We start from the raw sequence: 26,109 nt of genomic DNA, 5'->3' as shown, positions 1-26,109 counted from the left end.
GTTTAACTAAAACACCTGTCACCATTTGCCCACATTGCGCTGGTAAGGGCCAACCCTACGCGACGTCCATGGCGTCCGAATGAGTGCGAGTTCGGGAACAATAATGGCAGACAGAACCCAGCTGAGAGTAGCCGACAACAACGACATCGCCGAAGATGATCCGTTCGCTGAACTGACCAGGATCATGGGTTTCGATCCGCGCCAGCCGGTCAAGCCGCAGGCGCCAGCCGTCGAGACGGCTGCAGACGAGGGCGATTTCGACATCGACCTCGAGAAGGAGTTGATGGGCGAATTCGGCGATGAAGTCGGTTCCATGGAGGCCAGCCAGCCGGCTCCCGAGGTTCACCAGCCTGCCGCTGAGCCCTACGAACCTGCTGCCGAGATTCGCGAGCCGGCTTTCGAAACCACCGATGCCGCGATGGACGATGCGCTGGCTGCTTCGCTGGAATATGATTTCGTCTTCGACGATGCCGCCGATCTGGATTTCGGCGCTGGCCCGCAGGCTGCGGCTGCTCCCGTTGAACCCTCGGTTGCCGAACCTTGGTTTGCCGAGCCCGCATTCGACGAAGCTGCATTCGATGACGATTTCGACAATGCCGTGGCCAGTTCACTGGAAAACGTATCGCCGCTCGAAGACGACCTGCCGATGGATGACGAGCTTGCCGCTTCGCTCGAGCAGGGGTTGCTGCTCGATGACGATGCGACCGTCGCCCATGCCGCAGATGTCGCCCAGGTTGCTGCTGCGCCCGCCGACGATGTCGCGTTCGACGATGATTTCGACAATGCCGTCTCGATGTCGCTGGAAGACGAGCTGACGCTGGACGGTCCTGCGCCGGCGCAGGACCAGTATGCCGCGCCAGTAGCCGAGGCGCCGATCCATACCTTCGACGCCGTCGGAGTCGCCGACCACACTGTTGCCGACGAGGATTTTGCGGGTCATTTCGATGACGCGATGGCCGATGTCGACATGGACTTTGCGGCCCAGGATTTTGCAGCCCAGGATTTTGCGGCCGAGCATTTCGAGCCTCAGGCTTTCGAGGCTCAGCCTGTTGAGGCCGAGGATCCGGAAGAGCGCGATCTGGATGTCAGCGATCTGCAGGCCAGCGCGCCGGTTGAGATGGATGCGCCGGAAGTGAACGAGACGCCGGCCTGGACTGTGGAGGCCAGCCCCTCTCATGAGACTGCGCACGAAGCATTCGACGATTTCGATCTGAGCATCGATGATGCGCTTGCCGATCACGAGCCGGTTGCCGAGATCGCACCCACTCCGGTTCAGCCAACTCCGGTCGCACCAGCTTATGTGGCGCCTACCAATATGGCGACCCCGGCCGCTCCGGTCGCTGACGAACGGACGTTGGAAGATGAACTCAACGCGCTGCTTGGCGCCATGACCACACCACGCCCGGCGCCAGTCGCGCCGATTCCGGTCGTCACCGAGCCCACCAGGGCTGCCGCCATCGAGCCCGCCAGGACTTATGAGCCGGTTGCCCCGGTGCAGCGGTCCGTCGCAACGCCGGTCGCTCCGGTCGATAATCTCGACTGGGACCTGGACGAACACGCGCCGGCTCCTCAGGAGGCCCGGGCGGACGATGCCGATTTCGACGATCTGCTTGCCGGCGAACTCGAGGGCCATGAGCCCGAGATCGAGTTCGATGATCATGCCTTCGATGCGGCGCTCGCCAAGGGCATCGATCTCGGTAATGACACGGCAGCACCGGTCGCTGGCGATTGGCGCTCGACGCCGCCGGAGCCGGCGCGTTCGTGGAGCCGCGTGACTCCCACCCCGGCCCAGCCTTCCTTTGCAGCGCAGCCGCAACCTTCTTTTGCAGAAAAGCCGTCCATGCCGCCGGCGGCAGCGCCAAGCTATCGCGACCAGCCGGTTGCAGCTGCTGCCTATGTGGCGCCGACGCCATCGCGCCAGGCGCCGCCTCAGGCCTATGACGAGATGCCGGATGTCGAGACGGTCGATGTGCCGGAGCGTGTGGTGGCGATTGCCGACGACCTCGACATTCCAGAACTCAGCTTCGAGCAAGACGAGCCGGCCGCCTATGACGACATCGACGCCGAATTCGCCGGCATGCTCAACGAGATGAACGCGGTGGAAGTGGCGCCGCCCACTGCCGCACGCAGTGCCGGCTATGATGACGATTCCTACAGTTCCGGCTTCAGTTCGGGCCACGAGCTCGACCAGCGCGCCTATGCTGCGCGGCCAGCCGAAGTGCTTGCAGCCACGCAAGCTCACCACGCCGATTCCGCCGGCGGCTTCGACATGGACGATCTGCCCGGCAGCCAGCCGGTTTCGCAGGCCGACGATTTCGCGGTCGACGAACTCGACTACGATCCGGATCTGGACGAGGCAATGGCGGTGCCGGGCCTCGCCGAGCAGGAAGCCGCACGGCCGCGCAGGAGCGGCCTGCTGGTCGCGGGGGTCGTTGCTGCGGTTGCGATTGCCGGCGGCCTTGGCGCCTTCGCCTTGTCGTTCGGCGGAAAGGGCGGCGGCGATGCGCCGGTCATTGTCAAAGCCGACAACAGGCCGATCAAGGTCAAGCCCGAAAATCCGGGCGGCGCCGTGGTGCCGAACCAGGACAACAAGGTTTATGATGCGGTCGCCAAGGGCACCAAGCCGGCCGAGCCGGTTCAGGAGAAGCTGGTCACCAACACCGAAGAGCCGGTCGATGTGAAGGCGCAGGAGCCTGAAAGCCGCGTCGTCGATCTGTCGCCCGACGATACCGACGCTGCCCCAGGCCCCGACGCTGCCGGCAACCCCGAAGCTGCCGTCAACCCCGACGCGGCTGTCGCGCCGGCGCCAAAGTCCGAGGACCGCATCGCTCAGGTGCTGCAGGAAGCCGACAAGAACCCCGATACGGTCGCCGTTGCCCCGCGCAAGGTGCGGACCATGGTGGTCAAGCCCGACGGCTCGTTGGTGGCCCGCGAGGACTCGACGCCGGCCGCGCCACAGGTTGCGGCGACTGAGCCGCTTGACCCGGCGCCGCAGCACGTCGCCCCTTCGGCCGATGCCGAGCAGACCGGCACCGTGGCGCCTGCCGATCAGGCAAATAGCGACCAGGCAAGTGCCGAGACCGCCAAGCCGGTCAAGCCGGTGAAGCCGGCGGCCACGCCGAAGGCTGAGACCCAGTCCGCCAACACGCCGCAGACGGTTGCCGTAGCGCCGCAGCGCCCGTCCGACCAGCCGGTCGACGTGGTCGGCGAGGTCAAGCCCGACCAGGTTGCCTCCATTCCGGCGACGGCTTCGACATCGGGCGGTTCGTGGTCGATGCAGATCGCTTCGCAGCCGACGGTCGAAAGCGCCCAGGCCAACTACGCCGACCTGCAGCGCCGCTATGGAAATGTGCTCGCCGGTCGCACCGCCAACATCGTCAAGGCGGAGATCGCCGGCAAGGGCACCTTCTACCGTGTCCGGGTGCCTGCGCAATCGCGCAACGATGCGATCAATCTGTGCACCAGCTACAAGGCTGCCGGCGGCAACTGCTTCGTGTCTCGGTAAGGCCGGATCCAATTATCAGAGCCGGTGCGTTCCCAAGGGTCGCGCCGGCTTTTTCATGTGGATGGGCGAGAGGTTGAGGCGCTTGCCGTCCGGGGAGATTCCCTTTGCCGGCGCGAAGCCCTAAACTGGTGGAATGACCGAATCAAAATCCATGATCCTCGGCTGTGCCGGGAAATCGCTGACCCGCGAAGAAATCCGTTTCTATCGCAATGAATGCCCGTGGGGCTTCATCCTGTTTGCGCGCAACATCGGCGAAACCGAGCAGATCCGCGATCTGGTCGCCGAAATGCGCGACTGTATCGGGCGCCCCGATGCGCTGGTGTTCATCGACCAGGAAGGTGGCCGGGTGCAGCGCCTGCGGCCGCCGCTGGCGCCGAACTATCCCGCCGGCGGCGCGCTCGGTGCATTGTGGCGCAAGGACCATGATGCCGGCACCCGCGCTGCCTGGCTGATGGCGCGGCTGCACGCCTTCGACCTGTTGCGCTTCGGTATCTCGGCCGATTGCCTGCCGGTGCTGGACGTGCCGATCGAGGGCGCCAGCGACGTCATCGGCGCGCGCGCCTATGGCAAGGAGCCGCGCCCGGTCATCGAACTTGGCCGCGCCGCCGCGGAAGGGCTGATGTCCGGCGGCGTGTTGCCGGTCATGAAGCATATTCCGGGCCATGGACGCGCCTTCGCCGACACGCATTTCGAGCTGCCTGTGGTCGACGCCTCGCTGAGCGACCTGCAGCGGCATGATTTCGCCCCTTTCCGCGAGCTTAGCCATCTGCCGATGGCGATGACGGCGCATGTCGTCTACAGCGCCATCGATCCGAACAACCCAGCGACCACCTCAGGCAAGGTCATCGACGAGATCATCCGCCGCGAGATCGGCTTCGACGGGCTGTTGATGAGCGACGACACCTCGATGAAGGCACTTTCTGGGGATTTCCCGACAAAGGCGGCCTCGATCCTTGCGGCGGGCTGCGATCTGGTCCTTCACTGCAATGGCGTTTTCGAGGAGATGGCAGGCATCGCATCGCGAACCACGGGACTTGAAGGGACGTCGCTGGAGCGCGCCAACCGGGCGCTGACCTATATAAGGGATCGCGACCGGGCCGACGAAACCGAGATACGCGCCGAGTTTGCCACCTATTTCGATGCGGTGGCCTAGAGACGGATGATTTCAGGTCTGTTCGACCTGAAATCTGAATCCGTCTCTAAATTAGATAGAGAGAGCATGATGTCGTCCGAAAACCGCTTCACACTTTTTGGCATCATGCTCTAACCAGAGGTAAAGGAACAAGTGGCGGAGACATTGGACAGCAAGGCTGCGAAGGCCGCACCGATGGACCGTCTGTGGGCCGAGAACGACAATTCACGGGTCACCGGCGACCCGTCGCTGGTCGTCGACGTCGCCGGGTTCGAAGGTCCGCTCGACCTCTTGCTGCATCTCGCCCGCAACCAAAAGGTCGATCTGTCGCGGATTTCCATCTTGGCGCTGGTCGAGCAATATCTGACCTTCGTCGAGACGGCGACGGCGCTGAGGCTTGAGCTTGCCGCCGACTACCTGGTGATGGCGGCGTGGCTGGCCTTCCTCAAGTCGAAGCTCCTCATCCCCAAGCAGCCCGGCGAGGAAGGCGAAAGCGGCGAGGAACTGGCCGCGGTGCTGCAGTTCCGGCTGAAGCGTCTGGAGGCCATGCGCGACGCCTCGGCAAGGCTGGTCAACCGCAACCGGCTCGGCCGCGACGTGTTTGCACGCGGCATGCCTGAGATGGTCATCGTCGAGAAGCGTAACGCCTATTCGGCCTCGCTCTACGATTTGCTCACCGCCTATGCGCAGCAGCGCCAGAAACAGGCGATCACCAATGTGACAATTGCCCGGCGTGGCGTGTGGTCGCTCAAGGATGCGCGCGATATCCTGACCCGGCTGATCGGCTCGCTGCGCGACTGGACGGCGCTGGACAGCTATCTGATCAATTACCTGACCAGCCCGGACGAACGGCGTACCGCGATTGCCAGCTCGTTTGCGGCGTCGCTGGAACTGGTGCGCGAAGGCAGCATCGAGATGCGACAGGACCAGGTGTTCGCGCCGCTCTATCTGCGCGGCCGCGCGCAACCAATCAAGGCAGTCGAGGTGGCATCATGAGCGAACGCGCCAACGCTTCGGTCATTCCGTTCAAGGTCGAAGAAGAGACCGAGGAGGGCATTATCGCCCAGGATCCGACTGATACCCTGCTTCTGAATCCTGGCGAACGGCTGCATATGGCCGAAGCCATACGCATGGCCGAGGCGATTGTGTTCGCCAGCGCCGAGCCGGTCAGCGAAAAGCAGCTCGCAGCCAGATTGCCCGACGGCATCAGCATAGCCGCTGCCATGGCTGAGCTGCAGCAGATCTATGCGCGGCGCGGCGTCAATCTGGTCCGGGTCGGCGATGCCTGGGCTTTCCGTACCGCCGGCGATCTCGCCTTCCTGATGAGCCGCGACACGGTGCAGCAGCGCAAGCTGTCGCGCGCGGCGCTCGAAGTGCTGGCGATCATCGCCTACCACCAGCCGGTGACGCGCGCCGAGATCGAGGACATCAGAGGCGTCGAGACCTCGAAGGGCACGCTGGATACGCTGCTCGAAACGGAATGGGTGCGCATGCGCGGCCGCCGCCGCACGCCCGGCCGTCCCGTCACCTACGGCACGACAGACACTTTCCTCGACCATTTCGCACTGGAGGATATCCGCGATCTTCCCGGCATGGACGAACTGAAGGGGGCAGGGCTGCTTTCCGGCCGAATGCCGTCGAATTTCGCCATCCCGTTGCCGCCGGCCGATCCGGACGCGCTGACCGAGGACGAGGATGCGTTGACCGACATCGATCTCGAGGAACTCGGCCTGCTGACGCCGCGCGTCACGGAAGATTGACCGCAAGCCGCTGTCAAAAAGCTGCATTGCTGCGGTAGATGCGCCGATTGGTAGCGGGCAGCTTTGCCGAAAATGCGTGACATAAGCCGCGCCTTCATAAACTTTGTCGCTGTTGTGTTTGAATCCCAACGCGAAAACGCATAGATCATCGCCAGGGAAAACATTCGAGAGAGAGTTACAATGGGTTCATTTTCGATTTGGCACTGGATGATCGTGCTGGTGATCGTGCTGCTGGTGTTCGGCCGCGGCAAGATACCCGAGCTGATGGGCGACATGGCCAAGGGCATCAAGAGCTTCAAGAAGGGCATGGCCGACGACGATACCGCCGAAGACAAGCGCACCGTCGAGCACCGCCCGGACGAGACCGTTTCGGCAGTGAAGGAAAAGGCCAGCAAGAGCTGAGCCGAAGGTTGTTGCTTTTGTGCAAGTCGTTGTCCCAAAACCGCTTCGCACTGTTGGGCGACAAGCACTAGTCGGAACTGATTGCCATGTTTGAAGTCGGCTGGACCGAAATGCTGGTGATCGCGATCGTCATGATCGTGGTCGTCGGACCCAAGGATTTGCCCAATATGCTGCGCACCTTCGGCCGCACGACGGCGAAGCTGCGTGCCATGGCCTCCGACTTCCAGAAGCAGTTCAACGAGGCGTTGAAGGAAGCCGAGCTCGACGACGTCAAGAAGTCTGTCGATACGCTGCGCGGCCTCAATCCGGCGGCCGAAATCCGCAAGCAGCTCAATCCGTTCGAACAGGCGGCAGCCGAGGTTCGCTCCGGCGTCGATGCGGTGATGAAGGCGAAGCCCGCCGTCGACCCCTCAACGCCCGCGGCAGAAACACCACAGCCGGCCGAGCCGCTCAAGAACGGCGCGACGGTGATGCCGGGTGTCAACGGACCGGAAACAGCGCCGGCGGCGCCGATCCTTCCGGCGATGACCGATCAGGCGGTGGTGACACCGGCTGCAGCAACAGCAGCGCCACGAAACGCGCGCGCCAAGGGGGCTGCGATATCAAAGGCCCCGGCAACCAAAACAGCGGCAGCCAAGGCAGCACCGGCAAAGCCGGCGCCTGCGGCGAAGGTTGCGGCCAAGCCGTCAGCGGCGCCCGCCAAGGCTGCACCTGGAAAAGCCGCCACCAAGCCCGCTGCTGCACCGAAGGCAGTCGCAAAGGCTGAGCCGAAGCCTGCGCCGGCCACGAAGCCCGCGTCCAAGAAGACGGCGGGGGCCGCCAAGTGAGCATTACGGACAGCGAAAAGGACGAGATCGAGAAGTCGTCGGCTCCGCTGATGGAGCATCTGATCGAACTGCGCCGGCGGCTGATCTGGTCGATCGGCGGTTTCTTCGTCGCCTTCCTCGTCTGCTTCTTCTTTGCCAAGAAGCTGTTCAATCTTTTGGTCGTTCCGTTCAAGTGGGCCACGCAGTGGGCCGGGCTCGATCCGCACAAGGTCGAGCTGATCTATACGGCGCCGCAGGAATTCTTCTTCACCCAGGTCAAGCTCGCCATGTTCGGCGGCATGGTCATCGCCTTTCCGCTGATCGCCACGCAGATCTACAAATTCATCGCGCCAGGCCTCTACAAGAACGAACGCAACGCCTTCCTGCCGTTCCTTATCGCATCGCCGATCCTGTTCCTGATGGGAGCGTCGCTGGTCTATTTCTTCTTCACGCCGATGGTGATGTGGTTCTTCCTCGCCATGCAGCAGGCCGGCACCGACGACCAGGTGCAGATCTCGCTGCTGCCGAAAGTGTCGGAATATCTCAGCCTGATCATGACGCTGATCTTCTCCTTCGGCCTGGTGTTCCAGCTGCCGGTGGTGACCAGCCTGATGACGCGCGTCGGCATGCTGTCGTCGAAGGCGCTGGCCGAGAAGCGCAAATGGGCGATCGTCATCGCCTTCGTCGTCGCGGCGGTGCTGACGCCGCCTGATCCGATGAGCCAGATCGGTTTGGCCATCCCGACCATCCTGCTCTACGAGGTGTCGATCTGGGCGGCCCGGCTGATCGAGCGCGATCAGGTCAAGCAGAAGCTGGCGCGCGAGAAGCAGGAAGCCGCCGAAGCCGTGGCCGAAAAGGCGGCGGACGCGTCCTCAAAGCAGGCTCGTTCATAGGCTGTCGCGTTCGGGTATCCGCGTTAGCGGAAAAACGCGACAGCCGCCATCTTGCATCGATGAAGGATGCGGTTTACGCCCTCAGGCCTTAGCTCGAGGACGACCAACCATGCTTGATATCAAATGGATTCGCGACAACCCGAAGGCCCTTGTCGAGGCGCTGGCCAAGCGCTCGTGGTCGGCTGACGAGGCGCAGTCCACGGTCGATGAGCTGATCAAGAAGGACGAAGCGCGGCGCGAGCACGTCACCGAGCTGCAGACCAAGCAGGAACGCCGCAACGCCGCCTCGAAGGAGATCGGCAACGCCATGCGTTCGGGCGACACGGCACTTGCCGAAAAGCTCAAGGCCGAAGTCGGCGATATCAAGACCTTCATCCAGAATGGCGAGGCGCGCGAGCGCGAGCTCGACAAGACGCTGAACGATGCGCTGGCGGTGCTGCCGAATGTGCCGCTCGACGACGTGCCGGTCGGCAAGGACGAGCACGACAATGTCGTCAAGCATATCGTCGGCGAGGTGCCGACCCGGCCGAACTGGGTGAAGGAGCATTTCGAGATCGGCGAAGCGCTCGGCATGATGGATTTCGAGCGGGCGGCAAAGCTGTCGGGATCACGCTTCACCGTGCTGAAGAGCGGGCTGGCGCGGATGGAGCGCGCCATCGGCCAGTTCATGCTCGATCTGCACACGACCGAGCATGGCTATGAAGAAGTCATCCCGCCACTGATGGTGCGCGACGAAGTGCTTTTCGGGACCAACCAGCTGCCGAAATTCGAGGACGACCTGTTCTTCGTGCAGCATGGCGATGGCCGGCTCGGGTTGATTCCAACCGCCGAGGTCCCGCTCACCAACCTGGTGCGCGAAGAAATCACGGCCCATGAAAAGCTGCCGCTGCGCTATACGGCGCTGACGCCGTGCTTCCGCTCGGAAGCGGGCTCCGCCGGCCGCGACACGCGCGGCATGTTGCGCCAGCACCAGTTCTACAAGGTCGAGCTGGTCTCGGTCACCGACCAGGAGTCTTCGCTCGCCGAGCACGAGCGGATGACGCAGTGCGCGGAAGAGGTGCTGAAGCGACTGGAGCTGCCGTTCCGCACCATGGTCCTGTGCACGGGCGACATGGGGTTTGGCGCGCGCAAGACCTACGACATCGAGGTCTGGCTGCCCGGCCAGAACGCCTATCGCGAAATCTCGTCCTGCTCGGTCTGCGGCGACTTCCAGGCCAGGCGCATGGATGCCCGCTACAAGGACCGGGATGGCAAGGGCAACCGCTTTGTGCACACGCTGAACGGTTCGGGCACCGCTGTCGGCCGTGCGCTGATTGCCGTCATCGAAAACTACCAGAATGAGGATGGCAGCGTAACCATTCCTGAAGTGCTGCGGCCTTATATGGGCGGTCTGGCGAAGATCGAATCGAAGTAATGCGCATCCTTCTGACCAATGATGACGGCATACATGCCGAGGGCCTGGCGTCGCTCGAACGCATCGCCCGCACGCTGTCGGACGATGTCTGGGTCGTGGCGCCGGAGCAGGACCAGTCCGGCTACGCGCACTCGCTGTCGATCTCGGAGCCGCTCCGGCTGCGCAAGATCGGCGAGAAACACTACGCCGTGCGCGGCACGCCGACCGACTGCGTCATCATGGGCGTCAAGAAGATCCTGCCTGGCGCGCCGGACCTGATCCTGTCCGGTGTCAATTCCGGCGCCAACATCGCCGACGACGTCACCTATTCCGGCACCGTCGCCGGCGCCATGGAAGGCGCGCTGCTCGGCATCCGCTCGATCGCACTCAGCCAGGGTTATTCCTATGTCGGCGAGGACCGCGTCGTTCCCTATGAGACCACCGAGGTGCTGGCGCCGGCGCTGCTGAAAAAGCTCGTCGCCATGCCGCTGCCGGACGGCGTGCTGCTCAACGTCAACTTTCCCAACTGCCTGCCTGACGAGGTCGCCGGCACCGTCGTGACGTCGCAAGGCAAGCTGGTGCACAGCCTGTGGGTCGACGAGCGCCGCGACGGGCGCGGCCTGCCTTATTACTGGCTGCGCTTCGGCCGCGAGCCGGTCGAGGGCAAGCAGGGCACCGATCTCCATGCTCTGCGCAACCGGCTCGTGTCTGTGACGCCGCTGCAGCTTGACCTCACCGCGCATGAAATCCGTGACCAACTGACCAAGGCGCTGGCTGAATAAGGTGTTCGCATGAAGAAGGTTCTGGCATGAACTTGCCGCTCGACGATCGCGAGGGTTTTGCCGCTTTCCTGCTGCGCCTGCGCGGCCAAGGCGCGGTGCCGAAGGCGTTGATCGCAGCCTTCGAGGCGACGCCGCGGCGCGGCTTCCTCAACGGCCAGTTCCATTCGATCGCCTGGTCGGACGGCATGCTGCCGATCGAGTGCGGCGAGGCGATCGAGGGCGCCGACCTGCAGGCGGCGGTGATTGCGGCCCTGGCAATAGAGCCCGGCAACCGGGTGCTCGAGATCGGCACCGGCTCGGGCTACACGGCAGCGGTGATGTCGCGGCTCGCGGCTCGCATCGTCAGCGTCGACCGCTACAAGACGCTGGCCGAGCAGGCCAGGCAACGCTTCGAGGCGCTCGGCATCGGCAATGTCATCGTGCGCCAGGCCGATGGTTCCACCGGCCTTGCCAACGAAGCGCCGTTCGACCGCATCGTAGCCTGGGCGGCTTTCGACAGCCTGCCGCGCTTCCTGCTCGACCAATTGTCGAGCGGCGGCATCGTCATTGCCCCGATCGGGCCGGAGGAGGGCGAGCAGGTGCTGGCCAAGCTGACCAAGGTCGGCAGCCGCTTCGAGCGCGAGGATATCGGCACCGTGCGCCTGCAGCCGATCCTGCGCAGCGTTGCGGCGGTTATCTGAATTCTGCCTGTCACGCGCTTCGAAGGTAAGCCGAAGCCGATCGTTTCGTCATCCACGGGCGAAGCAAGGAGCGTAGCGACGCAGCGCAGACCCGAGGATCCATGCCGCGCCATCAAGGCGTAGCTACGGCGCAGAATTCTGCTCTGCTGCATTCTTCGGCCAATGTCACGGAATGGATCCCAGGGTCTCCGCGACGGCGCTTCGCGCCTGCTTCGCCCAGGGATGACGACGTTGGTGAAGGCGCCTTACAAAATGTTTTAAGAAAATTTGCGTCCGATTCTATGGGGTTAACCCGCCAGTAACATTAACGCGCTTTAATCATGACCAGTGTGTACCGGGTCTGCGGGTTAGTGCGATGCAATTCAGTGTTATGAAGGCAAACGGGCGTACTCTGTCGCGGGGCTGCGCTGTCCTCATGCTAGCCGGAATGGCAGCGGGGTGTAGCTCCCAGGTCTCGCGGTTCAACGGTGTCGACGACGTCTTCACCTCCTCGACCAACAATCAGCGCGCCATCATCGACAAGCAGAGCACCGCGCAGCCCTATCCGGGCGATGTGGCGCCCGAGCCGATCGCTGCAGCACCTGTCGATGGCAGCCATAACCAGTCGGTCAGCCGCTCCAGCCTGGAGCCGGTCACCGTCCAGCAGCTGCCGCCGCCGAGCGCGCCCAAAGCCGCTCCGATGCGCACCGCTTCCGCGCCTGCACTTGCGCCGGCACCGCATGTCGACAGGACGACCACCGGCACCGTGCAGCCGGCAAGGCCGTTCAAGAATGCCGGTGACTCCGATCCGAAACCAGTTGCCGCCGGCACGCCGCACGCCACGGAGATCGTCGTCAGGGACGGCGAGACCATTTCCGGCATCGCCCATCGCTATCACGTGCCGGCCGACGTCATCATGAAGGTCAACGGCTTGAGCGCCACCAAGGGGCTGAAGACCGGCCAGAAGCTGGTCATCCCGGCCTATGCCTATTCGAGCAAGGGGACCGAGCCGAAAGTTGCCGACGGCAAGCCGGCGAACAGCCCCAAGACGCCGGCTCCGGAGAAGGTCGCCGTGCTGCCGCAGCAGCCGAAGCTCAAGGACGGCAAGTCCGCCGCGCAGGTCGACGCTTCGGCCGCGAACAAGCCGAAGACCGACAAGCCGGCGCAGCAGACGGCCGCAGCGGCGCCAAAGGCAGGTGCCGGCACCTACACGGTGCAGTCGGGCGATAGCCTGTCCTCCATCGCCAGGAAGACCGGGGTTGGCGTCGTGGCGCTGAAGCAGGCCAACGGCATGCAGGACGGTCTGCTCAAGATCGGCCAGACGCTGAAGGTTCCCGCCGGTGGCACCGCAACGGTTGCAAGCGCCAAGCCGGCCAAAGTTGATCCGGTGACGACGGCCGCAACCCAGCCTGCGGCAAAGCCGACGGAGACGCTCGCCACCTACACGCCGCCGAAGAAGGATGCCAAGGTCATCCAGCAGGCCGAGGACGACGATGCTGTCGCGCCTGATGCCACCGGCATCGGCAAGATGCGTTGGCCGGTGCGTGGCCGCGTCATCTCCAATTTTGGTGGCGGCAAGGACGGTGTCGACATCGCCGTGCCTGAGGGAACGCCGGTCAAGGCGGCCGAGAATGGCGTGGTCATCTATGCCGGCGACGGCCTCAAGGAATTCGGCAACACGGTGCTGGTGCGCCACGAAAACGGGCTGGTCACCGTCTATGGCCACGCCAGTTCTATCGAGGTGCAGCGCGGCCAGAAGGTCAAGCGCGGCCAGGAAATCGCGTTGTCGGGCATGAGCGGCACCACCGACTCGCCGAAACTGCACTTCGAAGTGCGCAAGAACTCGGCCCCGGTCGACCCCTCTGGCTATCTCGAATAGAACAATAAACGTTTTGCAGGCCGTCTGACCTCCAGTCCGGCCCGCCGGCTCAGCCCGCTCCGCAAGGGGCGGGCTTTTTCAGTGACCTGACGCAAATCAATCAGTCGTTCAGCGGCTTGCCGAGCCGGCCGGCCAGATCCTGGGTGAACTGCCAGGCGACGCGGCCCGAGCGGCTGCCGCGCGTCGTTGCCCATTCCAGCGCCTCGGCGCGCAGCTGCTCCGGGTCGATAGTGAGCCCGTGATGGCTGGCATAGCTGTTGACCATGTCGAGATATTCGTCCTGCGAACATTTGTGGAAGCCGAGCCACAGGCCGAAACGGTCGGACAGCGAAACCTTTTCCTCGACCGCCTCGGACGGGTTGATGGCGGTCGAGCGCTCATTGTCGATCATGTCGCGCGGCAACAGGTGCCGGCGGTTCGACGTGGCGTAGAAGATGACATTGGCCGGGCGGCCCTCGACGCCGCCTTCAAGGGCTGCCTTCAGCGACTTGTAGGAGGTGTCGTCATGGTCGAAGGAGAGGTCGTCGCAAAACAGGATGAAGCGAAACGGCGCCGCCTTCAGCAGGCCCATCAGCCTGGGCAGCGTGTCGATATCCTCGCGATGGATCTCGATCAGCTTGAGCGGCAGGTCGGATTTGGCCTGGGCGTTGATCTGCGCATGCACGGCCTTGACCAGCGAGGATTTGCCCATGCCGCGCGCACCCCACAACAACACATTGTTGGCGGCATGGCCGGCGGCGAAGCGTTCCGTGTTTTCGACCAGAATGTCGCGCACGCGGTCGACGCCGCGGATCAGGCCGATGTCGACGCGGTTGACCTTGCGCACCGGCTCGAGATAGCCGGGGTCGGCCTGCCAGACGAAGCAATCGGCAACCGCAAGATCGGTTTGCGGCACCGGCGGCGGGGCGAGGCGGGTGACCGCCTCGATCAGGCGGTCGAGCTTTTGGTTCAGGGCCTCGATGGTGCTGTCGGTCATGTCTCGTCTTTTATGTTTCCGCACGAACGTGCGTAGGGGCCGAAATCGTCTTGATCCGGGCGAGATAGAAACTGGTTCCAAGCTTTTGTTTGGGCATGATCTTTTGCGAAAACCACGCCCGTATTCCGGGAGCATGCTCTAACACGGGTCAACCGGCCGGAAAAGCAGCTGAAAGCCCGGCCGCGCAGTTGCATTGGTAACTTTACCCACTATATTCCGGCCAAATTTGGCGAGGCCGCCCTACGGCCTTCTTCGTAACCAGGAGTTCTTGATGTTCGTCACACCGGCATACGCCCAAGCTACCGGAACTCCGCTTGGTCCGTTCGGGGATATCGGCATGATACTCCCGTTCGTTCTGATCTTCGTGATCATGTATTTCCTCATCATCCGGCCGCAGCGCGCCCAGTTGAAGAAGCGCCAGGAGATGATCTCGGCCGTGCGCCGTGGCGACACGGTCATCACCGGCGGCGGCTTCGTCGGCAAGGTGACCAAGGTGATCGACGACAATGAGCTTGAGATCGACCTTGGCGGCGGCACCAAGGTGACGGCGCTGCGCTCGACGATCGCCGATGTTCGGGTCAAGGGCGAGCCGGTGGCCAACCAGAACGCCAAGAAGTAAGCCAGTTTCCCAAGCGGAGCGATCCGCGGGCAGAGCTCTGACAAAGACGGCGTATGGTCCATTTTTCGCGCCTGAAAATGATCCTGATCTGGCTTGCTATGGCCACAATGCTCGTCGACGCGCCCAGTCTTCACGCTGCCGGCGCGGACGTGCTGCTTCGATTGGACGCGACCGATGTGATCGATCGCCGGTTGGAGGCGACGCGTGACGAAATCAGGACGCTGCTGCGCGATGCAAGGATCGGCTATACTGGTCTTGCTAAGTCGGGTCGGGCCGTTCAGGTGCATATCACCGACGCCGCTCAGGTCGGCGCGGCCAAGATGGCATTGGAGGCGGTGACTGATCCTGTCCTTGGCAGCGCTGGTCCGGTCCAGGAAGTGATCCTGGATGATACCGGAGCAGCGTTGCTCAAGTTCACGGTAACAGACACAGGTATCAAGTATCGGATGTCGATCGCGCTTGCGCAGTCGATCGTGGTCATTAAGAATCGCCTGCGTGATCTTGGTGTAGCCGACCCAGTAGTGCGGCCAGAGGGCGAAGACGGTATGCTGGTCCGGACCTCGGGCGTTGCGGATTTGCAAAGGCTGAGGAGAATTCTCACCCGAACCGGAATGCTGACTTTTCAGTGGGTTGATGAGTCGATGCCGGTCGCTGATGCGATCAATGGCCGGACGCCCGCTGGCTCGGTGGTGGTTTATTCGAAGGACGATCCACCGGTTCCCTATCTGGTTGAGAGCCGAACGATCGTTTCCAGTGACGACATTGTCAATGCTCAGGCGACTTCCAACTCCGTCACAAATGAGCCGGCGGTTTCGTTCACCTTCGATTCCAGGGCAACGGCACGCGTTGCGCAGGCGACCTCGCAGAATGTCGGCAAGCTATTTGCGATGATCCTCGACAACCAAGTGCTTTCGGTGCCAGTCGTCCGCGAGCCAATTCTTAACGGCCGCGGCCAGATATCGGGCAACCTTACAAAGGAGAACGCCGATGATCTGGCCTTGCTTTTGCGTTCCGGACCGATGCCTGCACAATTGAAAATAGTCGAGTAGCGCACGATAGCGCCCGGCGGTGATCAGAATTAGAATGGAACCGACAGAGGCGATTGACGCCGAAACCGCTGCCGGCGGCAGCGCCAAATTGACCTCAGCGCGCTCGACAATCGGCGAAGTGCGGGTTAAGGGCGAGCCGGTGGCAAATAAGAACGCCAAGAAATAACCGAATTGTCGGCGGAACGATCCGCCAGTACGCCCTGACGGACAACGCCATATGCTGTATTTTTCGCGCCTGAAGATGATCCTGATCTGGATCGCCGTGGCCGTCACATTCATCCTTGCCGCGCCAAATCTCTTCCCGGCCAGCACATTGGCGCAATTGCCCAACTGGGTGCCGAAGCGGCAGATGACGCTTGGTCTCGATCTGCAGGGCGGTTCGCACATCCTCTTGCAGATGGACCAGAACGACCTGGTCAAGGCGCAGCTGGAAACGACGCGCGACGAGATCCGCACGCTGCTGCGCGATGCCAAGGTGGGCTATACCGGCCTTGGCGGCACCGGCAGGACCGTACAAGTGCGCATCACCGATCCAACCCAGATCGATGCCGCCAAGGCGGCGCTTAAGCCGCTGACCGATCCGGTCGCCGCCGGCCTGTTCACCGGTGGCTCCATCCAGGAGATGTCCCTGGATGATTCCGAAGCCGGGCTGCTCAAATTCACCGTCACCGACGCCGGCATCAAATACCGCACCTCGGCCGCATTGGCGCAGTCGATCGAAGTCGTCGAGCGTCGCGTCAACGAACTCGGCACCACCGAGCCGATCGTGCAGCGGCAGGGCGACGACCGTGTACTCGTCCAGGTGCCGGGCCTGCAGGATCCGCAAAGGCTGAAGGAGATCATCGGCCAGACCGCCAAGATGACCTTCCAGATGGTCGATACCTCGATGTCGGTGCAGGATGCGCTGAACGGCCGCCCGCCGGCAGGCTCCTCGGTGCTTTATTCGCAGGACGATCCGCCGGTTCCGTATCTGGTGGAAAATCGCGTCATCGTGTCCGGTGAAGATCTTGCCAAGGCGACGGCAACCTATGATTCCCGAAACAACGAGCCGGTGGTTTCGTTCGTCTTCAACTCGCGCGGTGCGACACGATTCGGCCAGGCGACGCAGCAGAATGTCGGCAAGCCGTTCGCCATCATCCTCGACAATCAGGTGATTTCGGCGCCGGTGATCCGCGAACCGATCCTCGGCGGCAGCGGCCAGATCTCAGGCAATTTCACCGCCGAAAGCGCCAACGACCTCGCCGTGCTGCTGCGCGCCGGCGCGCTGCCGGCAAAGCTGACCGTGATCGAAGAACGCACCGTCGGCCCGGGCCTCGGCCAGGATTCGATCCATGCCGGCAAGGTCGCCGGCATCATCGGCTCCATTCTCGTCGTCGCCTTCATGTTCGTCGCCTACGGACTTCTCGGCTTCCTCGCCAACATTGCGCTCGCCGTGCACGTGGCGATGATCGTCGGGGTCTTGTCGCTGCTTGGCGCGACACTGACCTTGCCCGGCATTGCCGGTATCGTGCTGACCATCGGCATGGCGGTCGATTCCAACGTGCTGATCTATGAGCGTATCCGAGAGGAGCGACGGGCCGGCCGTTCGGTCATCCAGTCGATCGACACAGGCTTCACCAAGGCGTTGGCGACCATCGTGGATTCCAACGTGACGTCGCTGATTGCCACGGTCGTGCTGTTCTATCTCGGCACCGGACCGGTCAAGGGCTTCGCCATCACCTATGCCATCGGCATCTTGACCACGGTCTTCACCGCCTTCACCTTCACCCGTCTGCTGGTGTCGATCTGGCTGCGCCGTGCGCGTCCGAAGGAATTGCCGCGTGCGCCGGTGACCTTCGTTCCGGCCGGCACGAAAATCCCGTTCATGGGCATCCGCCGCTGGACGTTCGCACTGTCCAGCCTGCTGTCGATCGCGTCGGTTATCGGATTCCTGACCATCGACATCAACTACGGCATCGACTTCAAGGGCGGCTCGATCATCGAGGTGCAGTCCAAGCAAGGCGACGCCGATATTGGCGATATCAGAAGCCGGCTGTCGGAGCTCAATATCGGTGAAGTGCAGGTCCAGCAATTCGGCGCGCCGAATGACGTGCTGATCCGCGTTGGCACCCAGGATGGCGGTGAGAACGCCGAGCAGACCGTCATCGACAAGGTGCGCGGCGAGCTGCAGGACAATTACGATTTCCGCCGCGTCGAGGTGGTGGGTCCCACCGTTTCGGGCGAACTGGCCAAGCAAGGCACGATTGCGATGATCATCGCGCTGATCGGCATCCTGGTCTATGTCTGGTTCCGCTTCGAATGGCAGTTCGCGGTCGGCGCAATCGTGGCGACGGTGCACGATGTGGTGATGACGCTGGGCTTCTTCGTCATCACCGGGCTCGAGTTCAACCAGTCTTCGCTGGCGGCGATCCTGACCATTATCGGCTATTCGCTCAACGACACGATCGTCGTCTATGACCGTGTTCGAGAAGATTTGCGAAAATACAAACGAATGCCGCTCCCACAATTGTTGAACAACGCCATCAACGAGACGCTGTCGAGAACGACGCTAACTTCGGTGACGACCATCCTGGCGCTGCTGGCGCTCGTGTTGTTCGGCGGCGAGGTGATCCGCTCGTTCACCATGGCGATGCTGTTCGGCGTCGTCTTCGGCACCTATTCGTCGATCTTCATCGCAGCGCCCTTGCTGATCCTGTTCAGGCTCAGGCCGCAGGGAGCGAGCGCCGATGAGGAGAAGCCGGTTGGTGGCGGCAAGGCCATGGCGACCTGACGGCTGCGCTGGTGGCAAAAGGCATCGTCATCCGCGAGGCGCATTTCCCCGGACGGGCGCCGATCGAAGCCTACGGCAATGGCGGCTTCCGCTTCGCCGACATGTCGCATCGCGGCTCGCTTCTTTGCCTGCCCTCCGGCATCCATGGCTGGGAGCCGGCCGATCCGCTGGCCCTGACGGCGGCGGATTTCGACCTGCTGCTGGCTGAGGCCGGCAAGGTCGAGATCCTGCTGGTCGGTACAGGCAAGGATTTGCGGCCCTTGCCGACAGCACTTCGGGCGGCGCTGAAAGCGGCTGGCATTGGCTCCGACCCGATGTCGACGGGGGCAGCGGTGCGGACCTACAATGTTCTGCTTGCCGAAGACCGCGCCGTGGCCGCGGCGCTGATCGCCGTCGACTGACGTGACCGATACAGCTGACATCGTCATGGAGACGGTGCGCGCCGGCGACCATGACCGCTATGTCAGCGCACTCTATGCACCGGCCAACAAGCGCGCGGCGCTGTTTTCGCTTTACGCCTTCAATGCCGAGATTGCGTCTGTCCGAGACCGCATCCACGAGGCATTGCCGGGCGAAGTGAGGCTGCAATGGTGGCGCGATGTCATCGCTGCTGAACCCGCAGCCACAGGCAACCCGCTCGCCGATGCGCTGAAGGCGACGATTTCTGCCCATGGCCTGCCCAAAACTGCCTTCGACAACATGCTCGAGGCCCGCATCTTCGACCTCTATGACGATCCGATGCCGTCGCGCACCGATCTCGAGGGATATTGCGGCGAGACGGCGGCCGCGCTGATCCAGCTGGCGGCGATGGTGCTCGATCCCAATGAGGCGCCGCGCTTTGCCGAACTGGCGGGCAGGGCCGGCTGCGCCCAGGCGATGACCGGCCTGTTGCTGCTGTTGCCGCTGCATCGCCGACGCGGGCAATGCTTCGTGCCGGCGGATATCCTTGCAGCGGCCGGCTCGTCGCCGGAGGAGTTCGTCAGCGGCGACGGCGGCCCCGGCGCTCAGCGCGCGGTGGCTGCGATGATTGCATTGGCGCAGGAGCATCTCCGCGCTTTCGAGCAAGGGGCGTCCGCACTTCCGGAAACGCTGCGTCCGGCGTTCCTGCCGCTGGCGCTGACCAGCGCCTATCTCGGCAAGATGGCCAATGGCCGCTCTCCGCTTGGTGGCGCAGCCCGGCTTTCGGCTCTGCGCCGGCATTGGCTGTTGCTCAGGCGCGCAACGCGGGGTTGGCCAGCGAGTTAACGTAAACGTCAATCGCGTTAGGACTCTGAGACTTGGCTATTCAGCAGCTTCCGATGTTTGCGCCGGCAGCCCTAGCCACTCCCGACAATCTGCCCGCGCGCGTGAGGTGATCGCGTGGCGCTTGGCCACCGTCTTGTCCTTGCCGCGCAGGCGTTTGCCTTCGGTCTTCGGTGCTTCCACCGGCGGGAACAGGCCGAAATTGACGTTCATCGGCTGGAACGAGCGTTTGCCCGGCTCGTCGTCGGAAACGATGTGGCCGCCGGTGATGTGGTTGAGCAAGGCGCCGAAGGCGGTGGTGAGCGGTGGCAGCGATGGCGCGTGGCCGAGCCGCTCGGCGGCGGCGAAGCGGCCGGCGAGCAGGCCGATCGCCGCGCTCTCGACATAGCCCTCGCAGCCGGTGATCTGGCCGGCAAAGCGCAGGCCCGGCCGCGACTTCAGCTGCAGCGAGGCGTCGAGCAAGGTCGGCGAATTGATGTAGGTGTTGCGGTGCAGGCCGCCGAGACGGGCGAACTCGGCGTTTTCCAGGCCCGGAATGGTGCGGAAGACGCGCACCTGCTCGGCGTGCTTCAGCTTGGTCTGGAAACCGACCATGTTGTAGAGCGTTCCCAGCGCATTGTCCTGGCGCAGCTGCACCACGGCATAGGCTTTTACCGTCGGATTGTGGGCATTGGTCAGCCCCATCGGCTTCATCGGCCCGTAGCGCAGCGTCTCAACGCCGCGCTCGGCCATGATTTCGATCGGCAGGCAGCCGTCGAAATAGGGCGTGCCTTCCCACTGCTTGAATTCGGTCTTCTGGCCGTCGACCAGCGCCTGTACGAAGGCGAGATACTGGTCCTTGTCCATCGGGCAATTGATGTAGTCCTTGCCGGTGCCGCCGGGCCCAACCTTGTCGTAGCGCGACTGGAACCAGCAGGTGTCCATGTCGATCGTGTCGAAATGGATGATCGGGGCGATGGCGTCGAAGAAGGCCAGCGCGTCGGCGCCGGTTGCCTCGGCGATCGACTGGGCGAGCGACGGCGCGGTCAGCGGTCCCGTGGCGATGATCGCCTGGTCCCACTCCGCCGGCGGCAGGCCCGGCACTTCCTCGCGCTCGATGGTGATCAGCGGGTGCGCTTCAAGCTTTTTCGTCACCGCGTCGGAGAAACCGTCGCGATCGACGGCCAGCGCGCCGCCTGCCGGCACCTGGTTGGCGTCGCCGGCACTCATGATCAGCGAGCCGGCCAGCCGCATTTCGGCGTGCAGCAGGCCGACCGCGTTGTTTTCGGCATCGTCGGAGCGGAAGGAGTTGGAGCAGACGAGCTCGGCCAGGCCATCGGTCTTATGCGCATCGGTGCCGCGCACCGGGCGCATCTCATGCAAAATGACGGGAACACCGGCTTGCGCTGCCTGCCATGCGGCTTCGGAGCCGGCGAGGCCGCCGCCGACGATATGGATTGGATTTTTGCTCATGAGCGCCGGAATAATCGCTTGGCGCGCCGTTTGCAATTGGCCGGTGCGAGCGTGGGTCATTGTCGTGCAACGACGGAGCTCGACTTTCTTATGTCCGCAGCGACGGTCTGATGGCGGCGTAAAGCGCCTCGATCGACTGCATGCGCAATTGAAAAGCCTGCCCAAAAACAACAACACCCGCCGCGGGAGGAGGTGCGGCGGGTGTCGTTTTTGGGGCCGATCCTCGGGAGGAGGTGGGGATCGGCCGTATTCGCCATCGCCGGGGAGGAGGTCGGCTTTGACGAAATTCTTTTCGCCGGATCGAGGGAGGCGAAATCCCTGGAAGACGAACTGCGTTCACTTTGAAGACGAACTAGCGTTCGCTTCGGAAAGACGAACTGCGTTCGCTTTGGAAACAGCGCCCGCCGCGGGAGGAGGTGCGGCGGGCGCCGTTTTGGTGGTCAACCCTCGGGAGGAGGTGAAGGCTGACCGTATCCGTCAGGGTCGGGGAGGAGGTCGACCCTGGCGAAATTCTGGCTAGATCGTAGCCCTGCGGGCGATGATCTTGATCTCGTCACGGACGATGCCGAGATCATGGAGCTGACGGTTCGAAAGGCGACCCAGCTCGGTAACGGTGTCGCGGTAAACGCGCCAGTTACGATAGTTGCGGATCAGGTTCATTGTCGTTCTCTTTTTCAAAACTGGTTCGGATCATTTGCGATCCGAAGAGGATTAGACCGCCTTGCGGGCGACGTAGTGGATGTCGCTGCGGCTGATGCCGAGGTCGGTCAGTTCACGGTTCGACAGGCGGCTCAGCTCGGAGACGGTGTCCCGGTAGCGGCGCCAGTTGCGGTAGTTGCGGATCAGGTTCATGGTAGTGCTCGTTTCGTCTTTCTTCGGATCATTCCGTTTGTGTACGAACAGTAAATAGGCTGGGTAATATCGATTTAAAAGTGCTGTTGGCGCATGGCAGCAATGCAAATTGTGCAATGCAACATTAACGCGCGTTCACGGCTTCGTCATGAAGAAACCCGAATCGGAAAATGACGTTGCGTCAACGATTTGGGCGGATCGGCTGTCAGAAAGACCAAGCTGGGGGAGAAGCGGCATGGCGAGTTATTCGTCACGGGCGAGGGCCGATATCGGGCGGTGGCTGCAGGCCGGCCTGATCGACGCCAAGACGGCCGATGCGCTTAAGTGCGACATCGACGCAAACGAGCGCAAATCGCTGAGCTTCGGCACTATATTGGCTATGATGGCAGCGCTGCTGTTCGGCGCCGCGATCCTGCTCTTCGTCGCCGCCAACTGGGACGCGATCCCGCGGCTGGTGCGGGTCGCGGCGCTGTTTGCCGTCATTCTCGCCGGCTATGTCGGCGGCGCGGTGTTGAAGATGCGCGACCATGCGGCGATCGGCGAGGCGCTGTGGATCGTGGCCGCCGCGGCCTTCGGCGGATCGATCGCGCTGATCGGCCAGATGTACCATCTCACGGGTGACGAAGCCTCGGCCATCGTCACCTGGGGCATCGGCACGGCATTAGCCGCGGTGGCGTTGCGCTCGAACCCGCTGACGGTCGCTGCCGTCGGCATATCCGTTGCCTGGCTGTTCGTGCGCGCGTTCGACTTTTATGACCGCCCCGTATTTCCGGATTTCTTCGTTATCATGGCGCCGGTGCTTTTTGTCGTCTCGTTGTGGACGCGCAGCCAGCCGGCACGCCACCTGATCATTCTCTCGGTCATTTTCTATATCGCGGTGCGCGGCCTGGACCAGAACACGCTCGCCCTGGCTATTCCTCTCGTCGTGGTGTCGGCGCTGCTGTTTGCGGTTTCGATCTTCGCCGCTGGGCCGGCCGACCGGATCTTGCAGCTCGGCGGGCGGTTGCCTTTGCACGCCTTGATCGGCTTTCTCACCGGGCTGGCGATGATGCAGATCGAACTGGGCGATGACAACGCCTTCAGCAACGGCTTTGCCATTGCGTCGGTCATCGCACTGGCCGGCATTGCCGCGGCGATCATGCTGGGCGGGCGCGAGAGCAGGGGGCTGCGCTGGGTTGCCTATGCCGGCTTTGCCTTCGAGCTCGCCATTATCTATGTCGTGACCTTGCAGACGATGCTCGGCACGGCCGGCTTCTTCCTGGCTGCCGCAGTGCTGTTCGGCATCCTGGCTCTCGTCATCATCCGTGTGGAAAAACGCATGAAGGCCCCGGAAGGAGCGGCAGCATGATGTCGGGAAAGAAACTTGTCATCTCGGCGCTGGTCCTGGCGCTCGTCCAGATCGGCTTCCTGAGCTGGATCATCGCCGGCCGCGCGGCGATCCTGCGCAACGGCAAGGAGGTCTTGCTGAAAGTCGAGCCGGTCGATCCGCGCGATCTGCTGCGCGGCGACTATATTATCCTCGGCTATGAAATATCGCGCTTGCCGGTGAAGCTGATCGCCAACATCCCGGCCGGCCAGCTCGTGAGCGAGAACACGCCGATCGTGGTCCGGCTGAAGCCGGGTGCCGACGGCTATTGGCATGCGACCACGGCCTGGTTCGGCAAGGCTCCGACGCCGGCGACCGCCGACGAAGCCGATATTGTCGGCCAGGTCGCGCCGGGCTGGACGCTTGATCCTGAATCCACGATCGCACCGCAATACGGCATCGACCGCTTCTACCTACCTGAGGGCCAGGGCATGGCGATCCAGAACGACATGCGGGTGCGGCCATTCGGCGTGCGCATCGCGCTCGCCGCCAGTGGCCAGGCACAGATCAAGGCGTTGATGGACGGCGACAAGACATTGTTTGAGGAACCGCTCTACTAGAAGACATTACCCAGGGCATGGACTTCGGCAACGATCGATCGCTTCGCCCTCATGCAAACCAGACGGGCGAAGACAATGCCGATTACGGTGACGACGCGCGAAGATATCAATCTCGATGCCGTTTTGCGCGTCGCCTGGAGAATCGACACGGTCGAAATCGGCGACAAGGCCTTGCAACGCATTGCCGAATGCCGCGCCTCGTTCCTGAAACTCATTGAGTCCGATCCGCCGCCGGTCATCTACGGCGTCACCACCGCGATGGGCGAGCTGGCAAGCCGCAAGCTCGAACTTGACGAGCGCGACCGCCATGCGCGCATCAAGGCTTTTGCTGCCGCCACATCGTTCGGTGAGCCATTGCCTGAGCGCGTCGTAAGGGCGATCGTGTTGGCGCGGCTGACCAACTTTATCGAAGGCAATGCCGCGACCACGCCGCGCATCGCACGGGCGGTCGCGGCGATGCTCGACGGCGGCCCGATGCCGGTGGTGCCGTCGCAAGGGCAGGGTGGCGCCGGCGAGATCCTGGCGCTCTATCCGCTGTTTGCTGCGCTTACCGCCAGCCTTGAGCTTGAGGTGAAGGAGCGCGGTTCGCTGATCAACGGCTCGCCCTGCGCGGCGGCACTGGTGGCGGACGCAGCACTTGCCGCGCGTCGTCGCCTCGCCATGGCGCACAAGGTGTTCGCGCTGTCGATCGAAGCGTTTCGTGCGCCGCTCGAGCATTATGATGCAGCGCTCGACGGGCTCTGGGGCGACGAACACGAAGCGGCCGCCTTGCAAGGGTTGCGGCAGTTTCTGGTCGGCGCAGGGGATGGACGGCGCAATTATCAGGCGCCGGTCAGCTACCGCATCGTGCCGCGTGTGCTCGGCCATGCGCATCGGGCGCTGGCCGTCGCCGAGCAGGCGGCGACCGTATCGCTGGCCTCGATCTCGGACAATCCAGTCTATATCCCGCCCGACGCGGCGCACCCGCTGGGGCGCTGCATCTCGACCGGCGGCTATCACAATGCCATGGCGACGCCGGCGCTCGACGATCTGGCGGCGATCTGGGCCGATCTCTGCCTGCTCTGCGACCGCCACGCCTCAAAGCTGCTGAACGGCAAGGTGTCGCTGCTGCCCGACCTGTTGATGACCGGGCGGCATTGGGCCGACAGCGACGGGCACGGCAATGTCGGCTATGTGCCGATGGCGATCACCGGCTATCTCGAACAGGCCAAACTCGCGGCGCAGCGCACCTTCATTCCGGGCACCGAATCGGCCGGCGCCGGCCAGGACGACGTCGCCACCACCGCATTCTTCGCCTGGACCAAGGAAGCGACGGCCGGCCGCTGCCTCGATGCGGCAATGGCGATGCTGGCCATGATCGCCTCGCAGGCCCTGTACGTGACTGAACGCGCCGCGCCGCCGGCATTGCAGGATTTTGTCGCGGATATCAGGAAGATCGTGCCCCCGGTCGACGCCGACCGGGTGCTGGGGCCGGAGCTGGCGAAATTGGCGGAGTGGTTTACCGGTCAAGTGTTTGAAGTGTAGGCCGTCGCCGCCAGTCCTCCTACGCCACGGCTTCGGAGGACACCCTTCGCTTTATCAAGCTCCTGGGTGGCCTGCCACCCGAAGCTCGATAGAGCGAAGGGTGGTGCGGATGAAGGGACTCGAACCCCCACGCCTTTCGGCACTGGAACCTAAATCCAGGGCGTCTACCAGTTCCGCCACATCCGCATTTTTCGGCAATCCCATGTAGCCATCATTCTGTCAATGTCGGGGCGAAAATGTCTGCCGTTGGGGCGGTCATTCGCTGCAACGCGAAGATGGTTGAAAATTGGCCTCGCCTGTGACAAAAGGCGTGTCAAATGTGACGGGACGCGCCGATCCGCTTCTGCAGAATGTGATAAGAAGTAGGAAAAACAAGAACTTATTCACATCTTGGAACGCAGTTTGGAACAATTTGAGCCGTAATTTCGGTCAAATCGCCAGGTTCCGTACCAAAAGCCATTCCCGGCAAGATTGTACCGGCAGGCTGT

The 26,109-nt window shown here is 63.1% G+C and carries 23 protein-coding genes and 1 tRNA gene; 19 read left to right on the top strand and 5 right to left on the bottom strand.

Annotation, left to right across the window (positions count from 1 at the left end; genetic code table 11):
* Nucleotides 1-103 precede the first annotated feature (103 nt).
* The 11 genes from AC3EMP_RS23705 (at nucleotide 104) to AC3EMP_RS23655 (ending at nucleotide 13,211) form a co-directional block, all read left to right on the top strand.
* Nucleotides 104-3,505 carry an SPOR domain-containing protein gene (locus tag AC3EMP_RS23705; protein WP_352711491.1) on the top strand — a complete coding sequence of 1,134 codons (3,402 nt, stop codon included), beginning with the start codon at nucleotides 104-106 and terminating at the stop codon, nucleotides 3,503-3,505.
* A gap of 133 nt (nucleotides 3,506-3,638) precedes the next feature.
* On the top strand, nucleotides 3,639-4,658 hold the full coding sequence (nagZ, locus tag AC3EMP_RS23700) for a beta-N-acetylhexosaminidase (protein WP_023735289.1): 1,020 nt from the start codon (nucleotides 3,639-3,641) through the stop codon (nucleotides 4,656-4,658).
* A gap of 174 nt (nucleotides 4,659-4,832) precedes the next feature.
* Nucleotides 4,833-5,633, top strand: a complete 801-nt coding sequence (locus AC3EMP_RS23695; RefSeq protein ID WP_488494740.1) for a segregation and condensation protein A — start codon at nucleotides 4,833-4,835, stop codon at nucleotides 5,631-5,633.
* Complete coding sequence (scpB, locus tag AC3EMP_RS23690; protein ID WP_023735290.1) at nucleotides 5,630-6,397, top strand: SMC-Scp complex subunit ScpB; 768 nt, start codon at nucleotides 5,630-5,632, stop codon at nucleotides 6,395-6,397. The genes AC3EMP_RS23695 and scpB overlap by 4 nt, the downstream gene beginning before the upstream one ends.
* A 180-nt stretch (nucleotides 6,398-6,577) precedes the next feature.
* Nucleotides 6,578-6,799 (top strand): twin-arginine translocase TatA/TatE family subunit, encoded by a 222-nt coding sequence (locus AC3EMP_RS23685; protein ID WP_023681650.1) that lies wholly within the window; start codon nucleotides 6,578-6,580, stop codon nucleotides 6,797-6,799.
* An 86-nt stretch (nucleotides 6,800-6,885) separates the two neighbouring features.
* Nucleotides 6,886-7,626, top strand: a complete 741-nt coding sequence (gene tatB, locus AC3EMP_RS23680) for a Sec-independent protein translocase protein TatB (protein ID WP_352711488.1) — start codon at nucleotides 6,886-6,888, stop codon at nucleotides 7,624-7,626.
* On the top strand, nucleotides 7,623-8,498 hold the full coding sequence (tatC, locus tag AC3EMP_RS23675) for a twin-arginine translocase subunit TatC (RefSeq protein ID WP_023667686.1): 876 nt from the start codon (nucleotides 7,623-7,625) through the stop codon (nucleotides 8,496-8,498). The genes tatB and tatC overlap by 4 nt, the downstream gene beginning before the upstream one ends.
* A 109-nt stretch (nucleotides 8,499-8,607) precedes the next feature.
* Entirely contained in the window at nucleotides 8,608-9,912 is a 1,305-nt protein-coding gene (gene serS / locus AC3EMP_RS23670) for a serine--tRNA ligase (protein ID WP_023667685.1), read from the top strand.
* The gene (gene surE / locus AC3EMP_RS23665; protein ID WP_023667684.1) at nucleotides 9,912-10,673 is read left to right on the top strand and encodes a 5'/3'-nucleotidase SurE; all 762 of its coding nucleotides are present in this window, start codon (nucleotides 9,912-9,914) and stop codon (nucleotides 10,671-10,673) included. Before serS ends, surE begins: the two co-directional genes overlap by 1 nt.
* 26 nt (nucleotides 10,674-10,699) lie before the next feature.
* Nucleotides 10,700-11,353, top strand: a complete 654-nt coding sequence (locus AC3EMP_RS23660; RefSeq protein ID WP_023681647.1) for a protein-L-isoaspartate(D-aspartate) O-methyltransferase — start codon at nucleotides 10,700-10,702, stop codon at nucleotides 11,351-11,353.
* 355 nt (nucleotides 11,354-11,708) lie between these two features.
* Entirely contained in the window at nucleotides 11,709-13,211 is a 1,503-nt protein-coding gene (locus AC3EMP_RS23655) for a peptidoglycan DD-metalloendopeptidase family protein (protein WP_023725684.1), read from the top strand.
* Nucleotides 13,212-13,311: 100 nt separating this feature from the next.
* On the opposite strand, the gene AC3EMP_RS23650 is transcribed toward AC3EMP_RS23655, so the two are convergent.
* Nucleotides 13,312-14,187: an ATP-binding protein gene (locus tag AC3EMP_RS23650; protein ID WP_023688224.1), complete on the bottom strand. Its 876-nt coding sequence runs from the start codon at nucleotides 14,185-14,187 to the stop codon at nucleotides 13,312-13,314.
* Between the two features lie 271 nt (nucleotides 14,188-14,458).
* Here AC3EMP_RS23650 and yajC point away from each other — a divergent pair, with 271 nt between their 5' ends.
* The 5 genes from yajC (at nucleotide 14,459) to AC3EMP_RS23625 (ending at nucleotide 19,870) form a co-directional block, all read left to right on the top strand.
* The gene (yajC, locus tag AC3EMP_RS23645; protein ID WP_023667680.1) at nucleotides 14,459-14,806 is read left to right on the top strand and encodes a preprotein translocase subunit YajC; all 348 of its coding nucleotides are present in this window, start codon (nucleotides 14,459-14,461) and stop codon (nucleotides 14,804-14,806) included.
* Between the two features lie 53 nt (nucleotides 14,807-14,859).
* A complete protein-coding gene (locus AC3EMP_RS23640) occupies nucleotides 14,860-15,855 on the top strand; it encodes a SecDF P1 head subdomain-containing protein (protein WP_023697614.1) in 996 nt (331 codons plus the stop codon).
* Nucleotides 15,856-16,072: 217 nt separating this feature from the next.
* Nucleotides 16,073-18,625 carry a protein translocase subunit SecDF gene (gene secDF, locus AC3EMP_RS23635; protein WP_023667677.1) on the top strand — a complete coding sequence of 851 codons (2,553 nt, stop codon included), beginning with the start codon at nucleotides 16,073-16,075 and terminating at the stop codon, nucleotides 18,623-18,625.
* A gap of 11 nt (nucleotides 18,626-18,636) precedes the next feature.
* Nucleotides 18,637-19,026 carry an Mth938-like domain-containing protein gene (locus tag AC3EMP_RS23630; RefSeq protein ID WP_023688226.1) on the top strand — a complete coding sequence of 130 codons (390 nt, stop codon included), beginning with the start codon at nucleotides 18,637-18,639 and terminating at the stop codon, nucleotides 19,024-19,026.
* Nucleotides 19,027-19,051: 25 nt separating this feature from the next.
* Nucleotides 19,052-19,870, top strand: a complete 819-nt coding sequence (locus AC3EMP_RS23625; RefSeq protein ID WP_488494739.1) for a phytoene/squalene synthase family protein — start codon at nucleotides 19,052-19,054, stop codon at nucleotides 19,868-19,870.
* A 36-nt stretch (nucleotides 19,871-19,906) separates the two neighbouring features.
* On the opposite strand, the gene trmFO is transcribed toward AC3EMP_RS23625, so the two are convergent.
* From trmFO to AC3EMP_RS23610, 3 genes are all read right to left on the bottom strand, one after another.
* Nucleotides 19,907-21,319, bottom strand: a complete 1,413-nt coding sequence (trmFO, locus tag AC3EMP_RS23620; protein ID WP_023753359.1) for a methylenetetrahydrofolate--tRNA-(uracil(54)-C(5))-methyltransferase (FADH(2)-oxidizing) TrmFO — start codon at nucleotides 21,317-21,319, stop codon at nucleotides 19,907-19,909.
* Nucleotides 21,320-21,835: 516 nt separating this feature from the next.
* The gene (locus AC3EMP_RS23615; RefSeq protein WP_023667673.1) at nucleotides 21,836-21,979 is read right to left on the bottom strand and encodes a DUF1127 domain-containing protein; all 144 of its coding nucleotides are present in this window, start codon (nucleotides 21,977-21,979) and stop codon (nucleotides 21,836-21,838) included.
* 51 nt (nucleotides 21,980-22,030) lie between these two features.
* Nucleotides 22,031-22,171, bottom strand: a complete 141-nt coding sequence (locus AC3EMP_RS23610; RefSeq protein WP_006335194.1) for a DUF1127 domain-containing protein — start codon at nucleotides 22,169-22,171, stop codon at nucleotides 22,031-22,033.
* 235 nt (nucleotides 22,172-22,406) lie between these two features.
* Between AC3EMP_RS23610 and AC3EMP_RS23605 the strand changes: the two genes are divergently transcribed.
* The 3 genes from AC3EMP_RS23605 (at nucleotide 22,407) to AC3EMP_RS23595 (ending at nucleotide 25,621) form a co-directional block, all read left to right on the top strand.
* A complete protein-coding gene (locus tag AC3EMP_RS23605) occupies nucleotides 22,407-23,519 on the top strand; it encodes a DUF2157 domain-containing protein (RefSeq protein WP_023697611.1) in 1,113 nt (370 codons plus the stop codon).
* The gene (locus AC3EMP_RS23600) at nucleotides 23,516-24,097 is read left to right on the top strand and encodes a GDYXXLXY domain-containing protein (protein ID WP_023697610.1); all 582 of its coding nucleotides are present in this window, start codon (nucleotides 23,516-23,518) and stop codon (nucleotides 24,095-24,097) included. Before AC3EMP_RS23605 ends, AC3EMP_RS23600 begins: the two co-directional genes overlap by 4 nt.
* Nucleotides 24,098-24,172: 75 nt before the next feature.
* The gene (locus tag AC3EMP_RS23595; RefSeq protein WP_023753357.1) at nucleotides 24,173-25,621 is read left to right on the top strand and encodes an aromatic amino acid lyase; all 1,449 of its coding nucleotides are present in this window, start codon (nucleotides 24,173-24,175) and stop codon (nucleotides 25,619-25,621) included.
* A 101-nt stretch (nucleotides 25,622-25,722) separates the two neighbouring features.
* Here AC3EMP_RS23595 and AC3EMP_RS23590 read toward each other — a convergent pair.
* Nucleotides 25,723-25,807, bottom strand: a tRNA-Leu gene (locus AC3EMP_RS23590).
* Nucleotides 25,808-26,109 lie beyond the last annotated feature (302 nt).

The sequence above is a fragment of the Mesorhizobium sp. P160219 genome (assembly GCF_057786095.1).
This window is presented reverse-complemented; position numbering and strand designations above follow the sequence as displayed.

Excerpts from the sequence above, each read along its gene's own strand:
- trmFO (WP_023753359.1), bottom strand. The coding sequence starts at position 21,319 with ATGAGCAAAAATCCAATCCATATCGTCGGCGGCGGCCTCGCCGGCTCC.
- AC3EMP_RS23610 (WP_006335194.1), bottom strand. The coding sequence starts at position 22,171 with ATGAACCTGATCCGCAACTACCGCAACTGGCGCCGCTACCGGGACACC.
- scpB (WP_023735290.1), top strand. The coding sequence starts at position 5,630 with ATGAGCGAACGCGCCAACGCTTCGGTCATTCCGTTCAAGGTCGAAGAA.
- AC3EMP_RS23615 (WP_023667673.1), bottom strand. The coding sequence starts at position 21,979 with ATGAACCTGATCCGCAACTATCGTAACTGGCGCGTTTACCGCGACACC.
- AC3EMP_RS23650 (WP_023688224.1), bottom strand. The coding sequence starts at position 14,187 with ATGACCGACAGCACCATCGAGGCCCTGAACCAAAAGCTCGACCGCCTG.
- AC3EMP_RS23640 (WP_023697614.1), top strand. The coding sequence starts at position 14,860 with ATGGTCCATTTTTCGCGCCTGAAAATGATCCTGATCTGGCTTGCTATG.
- nagZ (WP_023735289.1), top strand. The coding sequence starts at position 3,639 with ATGACCGAATCAAAATCCATGATCCTCGGCTGTGCCGGGAAATCGCTG.
- AC3EMP_RS23660 (WP_023681647.1), top strand. The coding sequence starts at position 10,700 with ATGAACTTGCCGCTCGACGATCGCGAGGGTTTTGCCGCTTTCCTGCTG.
- AC3EMP_RS23655 (WP_023725684.1), top strand. The coding sequence starts at position 11,709 with ATGCAATTCAGTGTTATGAAGGCAAACGGGCGTACTCTGTCGCGGGGC.
- AC3EMP_RS23605 (WP_023697611.1), top strand. The coding sequence starts at position 22,407 with ATGGCGAGTTATTCGTCACGGGCGAGGGCCGATATCGGGCGGTGGCTG.
- surE (WP_023667684.1), top strand. The coding sequence starts at position 9,912 with ATGCGCATCCTTCTGACCAATGATGACGGCATACATGCCGAGGGCCTG.
- tatB (WP_352711488.1), top strand. The coding sequence starts at position 6,886 with ATGTTTGAAGTCGGCTGGACCGAAATGCTGGTGATCGCGATCGTCATG.
- AC3EMP_RS23685 (WP_023681650.1), top strand. The coding sequence starts at position 6,578 with ATGGGTTCATTTTCGATTTGGCACTGGATGATCGTGCTGGTGATCGTG.
- AC3EMP_RS23695 (WP_488494740.1), top strand. The coding sequence starts at position 4,833 with ATGGACCGTCTGTGGGCCGAGAACGACAATTCACGGGTCACCGGCGAC.
- serS (WP_023667685.1), top strand. The coding sequence starts at position 8,608 with ATGCTTGATATCAAATGGATTCGCGACAACCCGAAGGCCCTTGTCGAG.
- AC3EMP_RS23625 (WP_488494739.1), top strand. The coding sequence starts at position 19,052 with ATGGAGACGGTGCGCGCCGGCGACCATGACCGCTATGTCAGCGCACTC.
- yajC (WP_023667680.1), top strand. The coding sequence starts at position 14,459 with ATGTTCGTCACACCGGCATACGCCCAAGCTACCGGAACTCCGCTTGGT.
- secDF (WP_023667677.1), top strand. The coding sequence starts at position 16,073 with ATGCTGTATTTTTCGCGCCTGAAGATGATCCTGATCTGGATCGCCGTG.
- AC3EMP_RS23600 (WP_023697610.1), top strand. The coding sequence starts at position 23,516 with ATGATGTCGGGAAAGAAACTTGTCATCTCGGCGCTGGTCCTGGCGCTC.
- AC3EMP_RS23595 (WP_023753357.1), top strand. The coding sequence starts at position 24,173 with ATGCCGATTACGGTGACGACGCGCGAAGATATCAATCTCGATGCCGTT.
- AC3EMP_RS23705 (WP_352711491.1), top strand. The coding sequence starts at position 104 with ATGGCAGACAGAACCCAGCTGAGAGTAGCCGACAACAACGACATCGCC.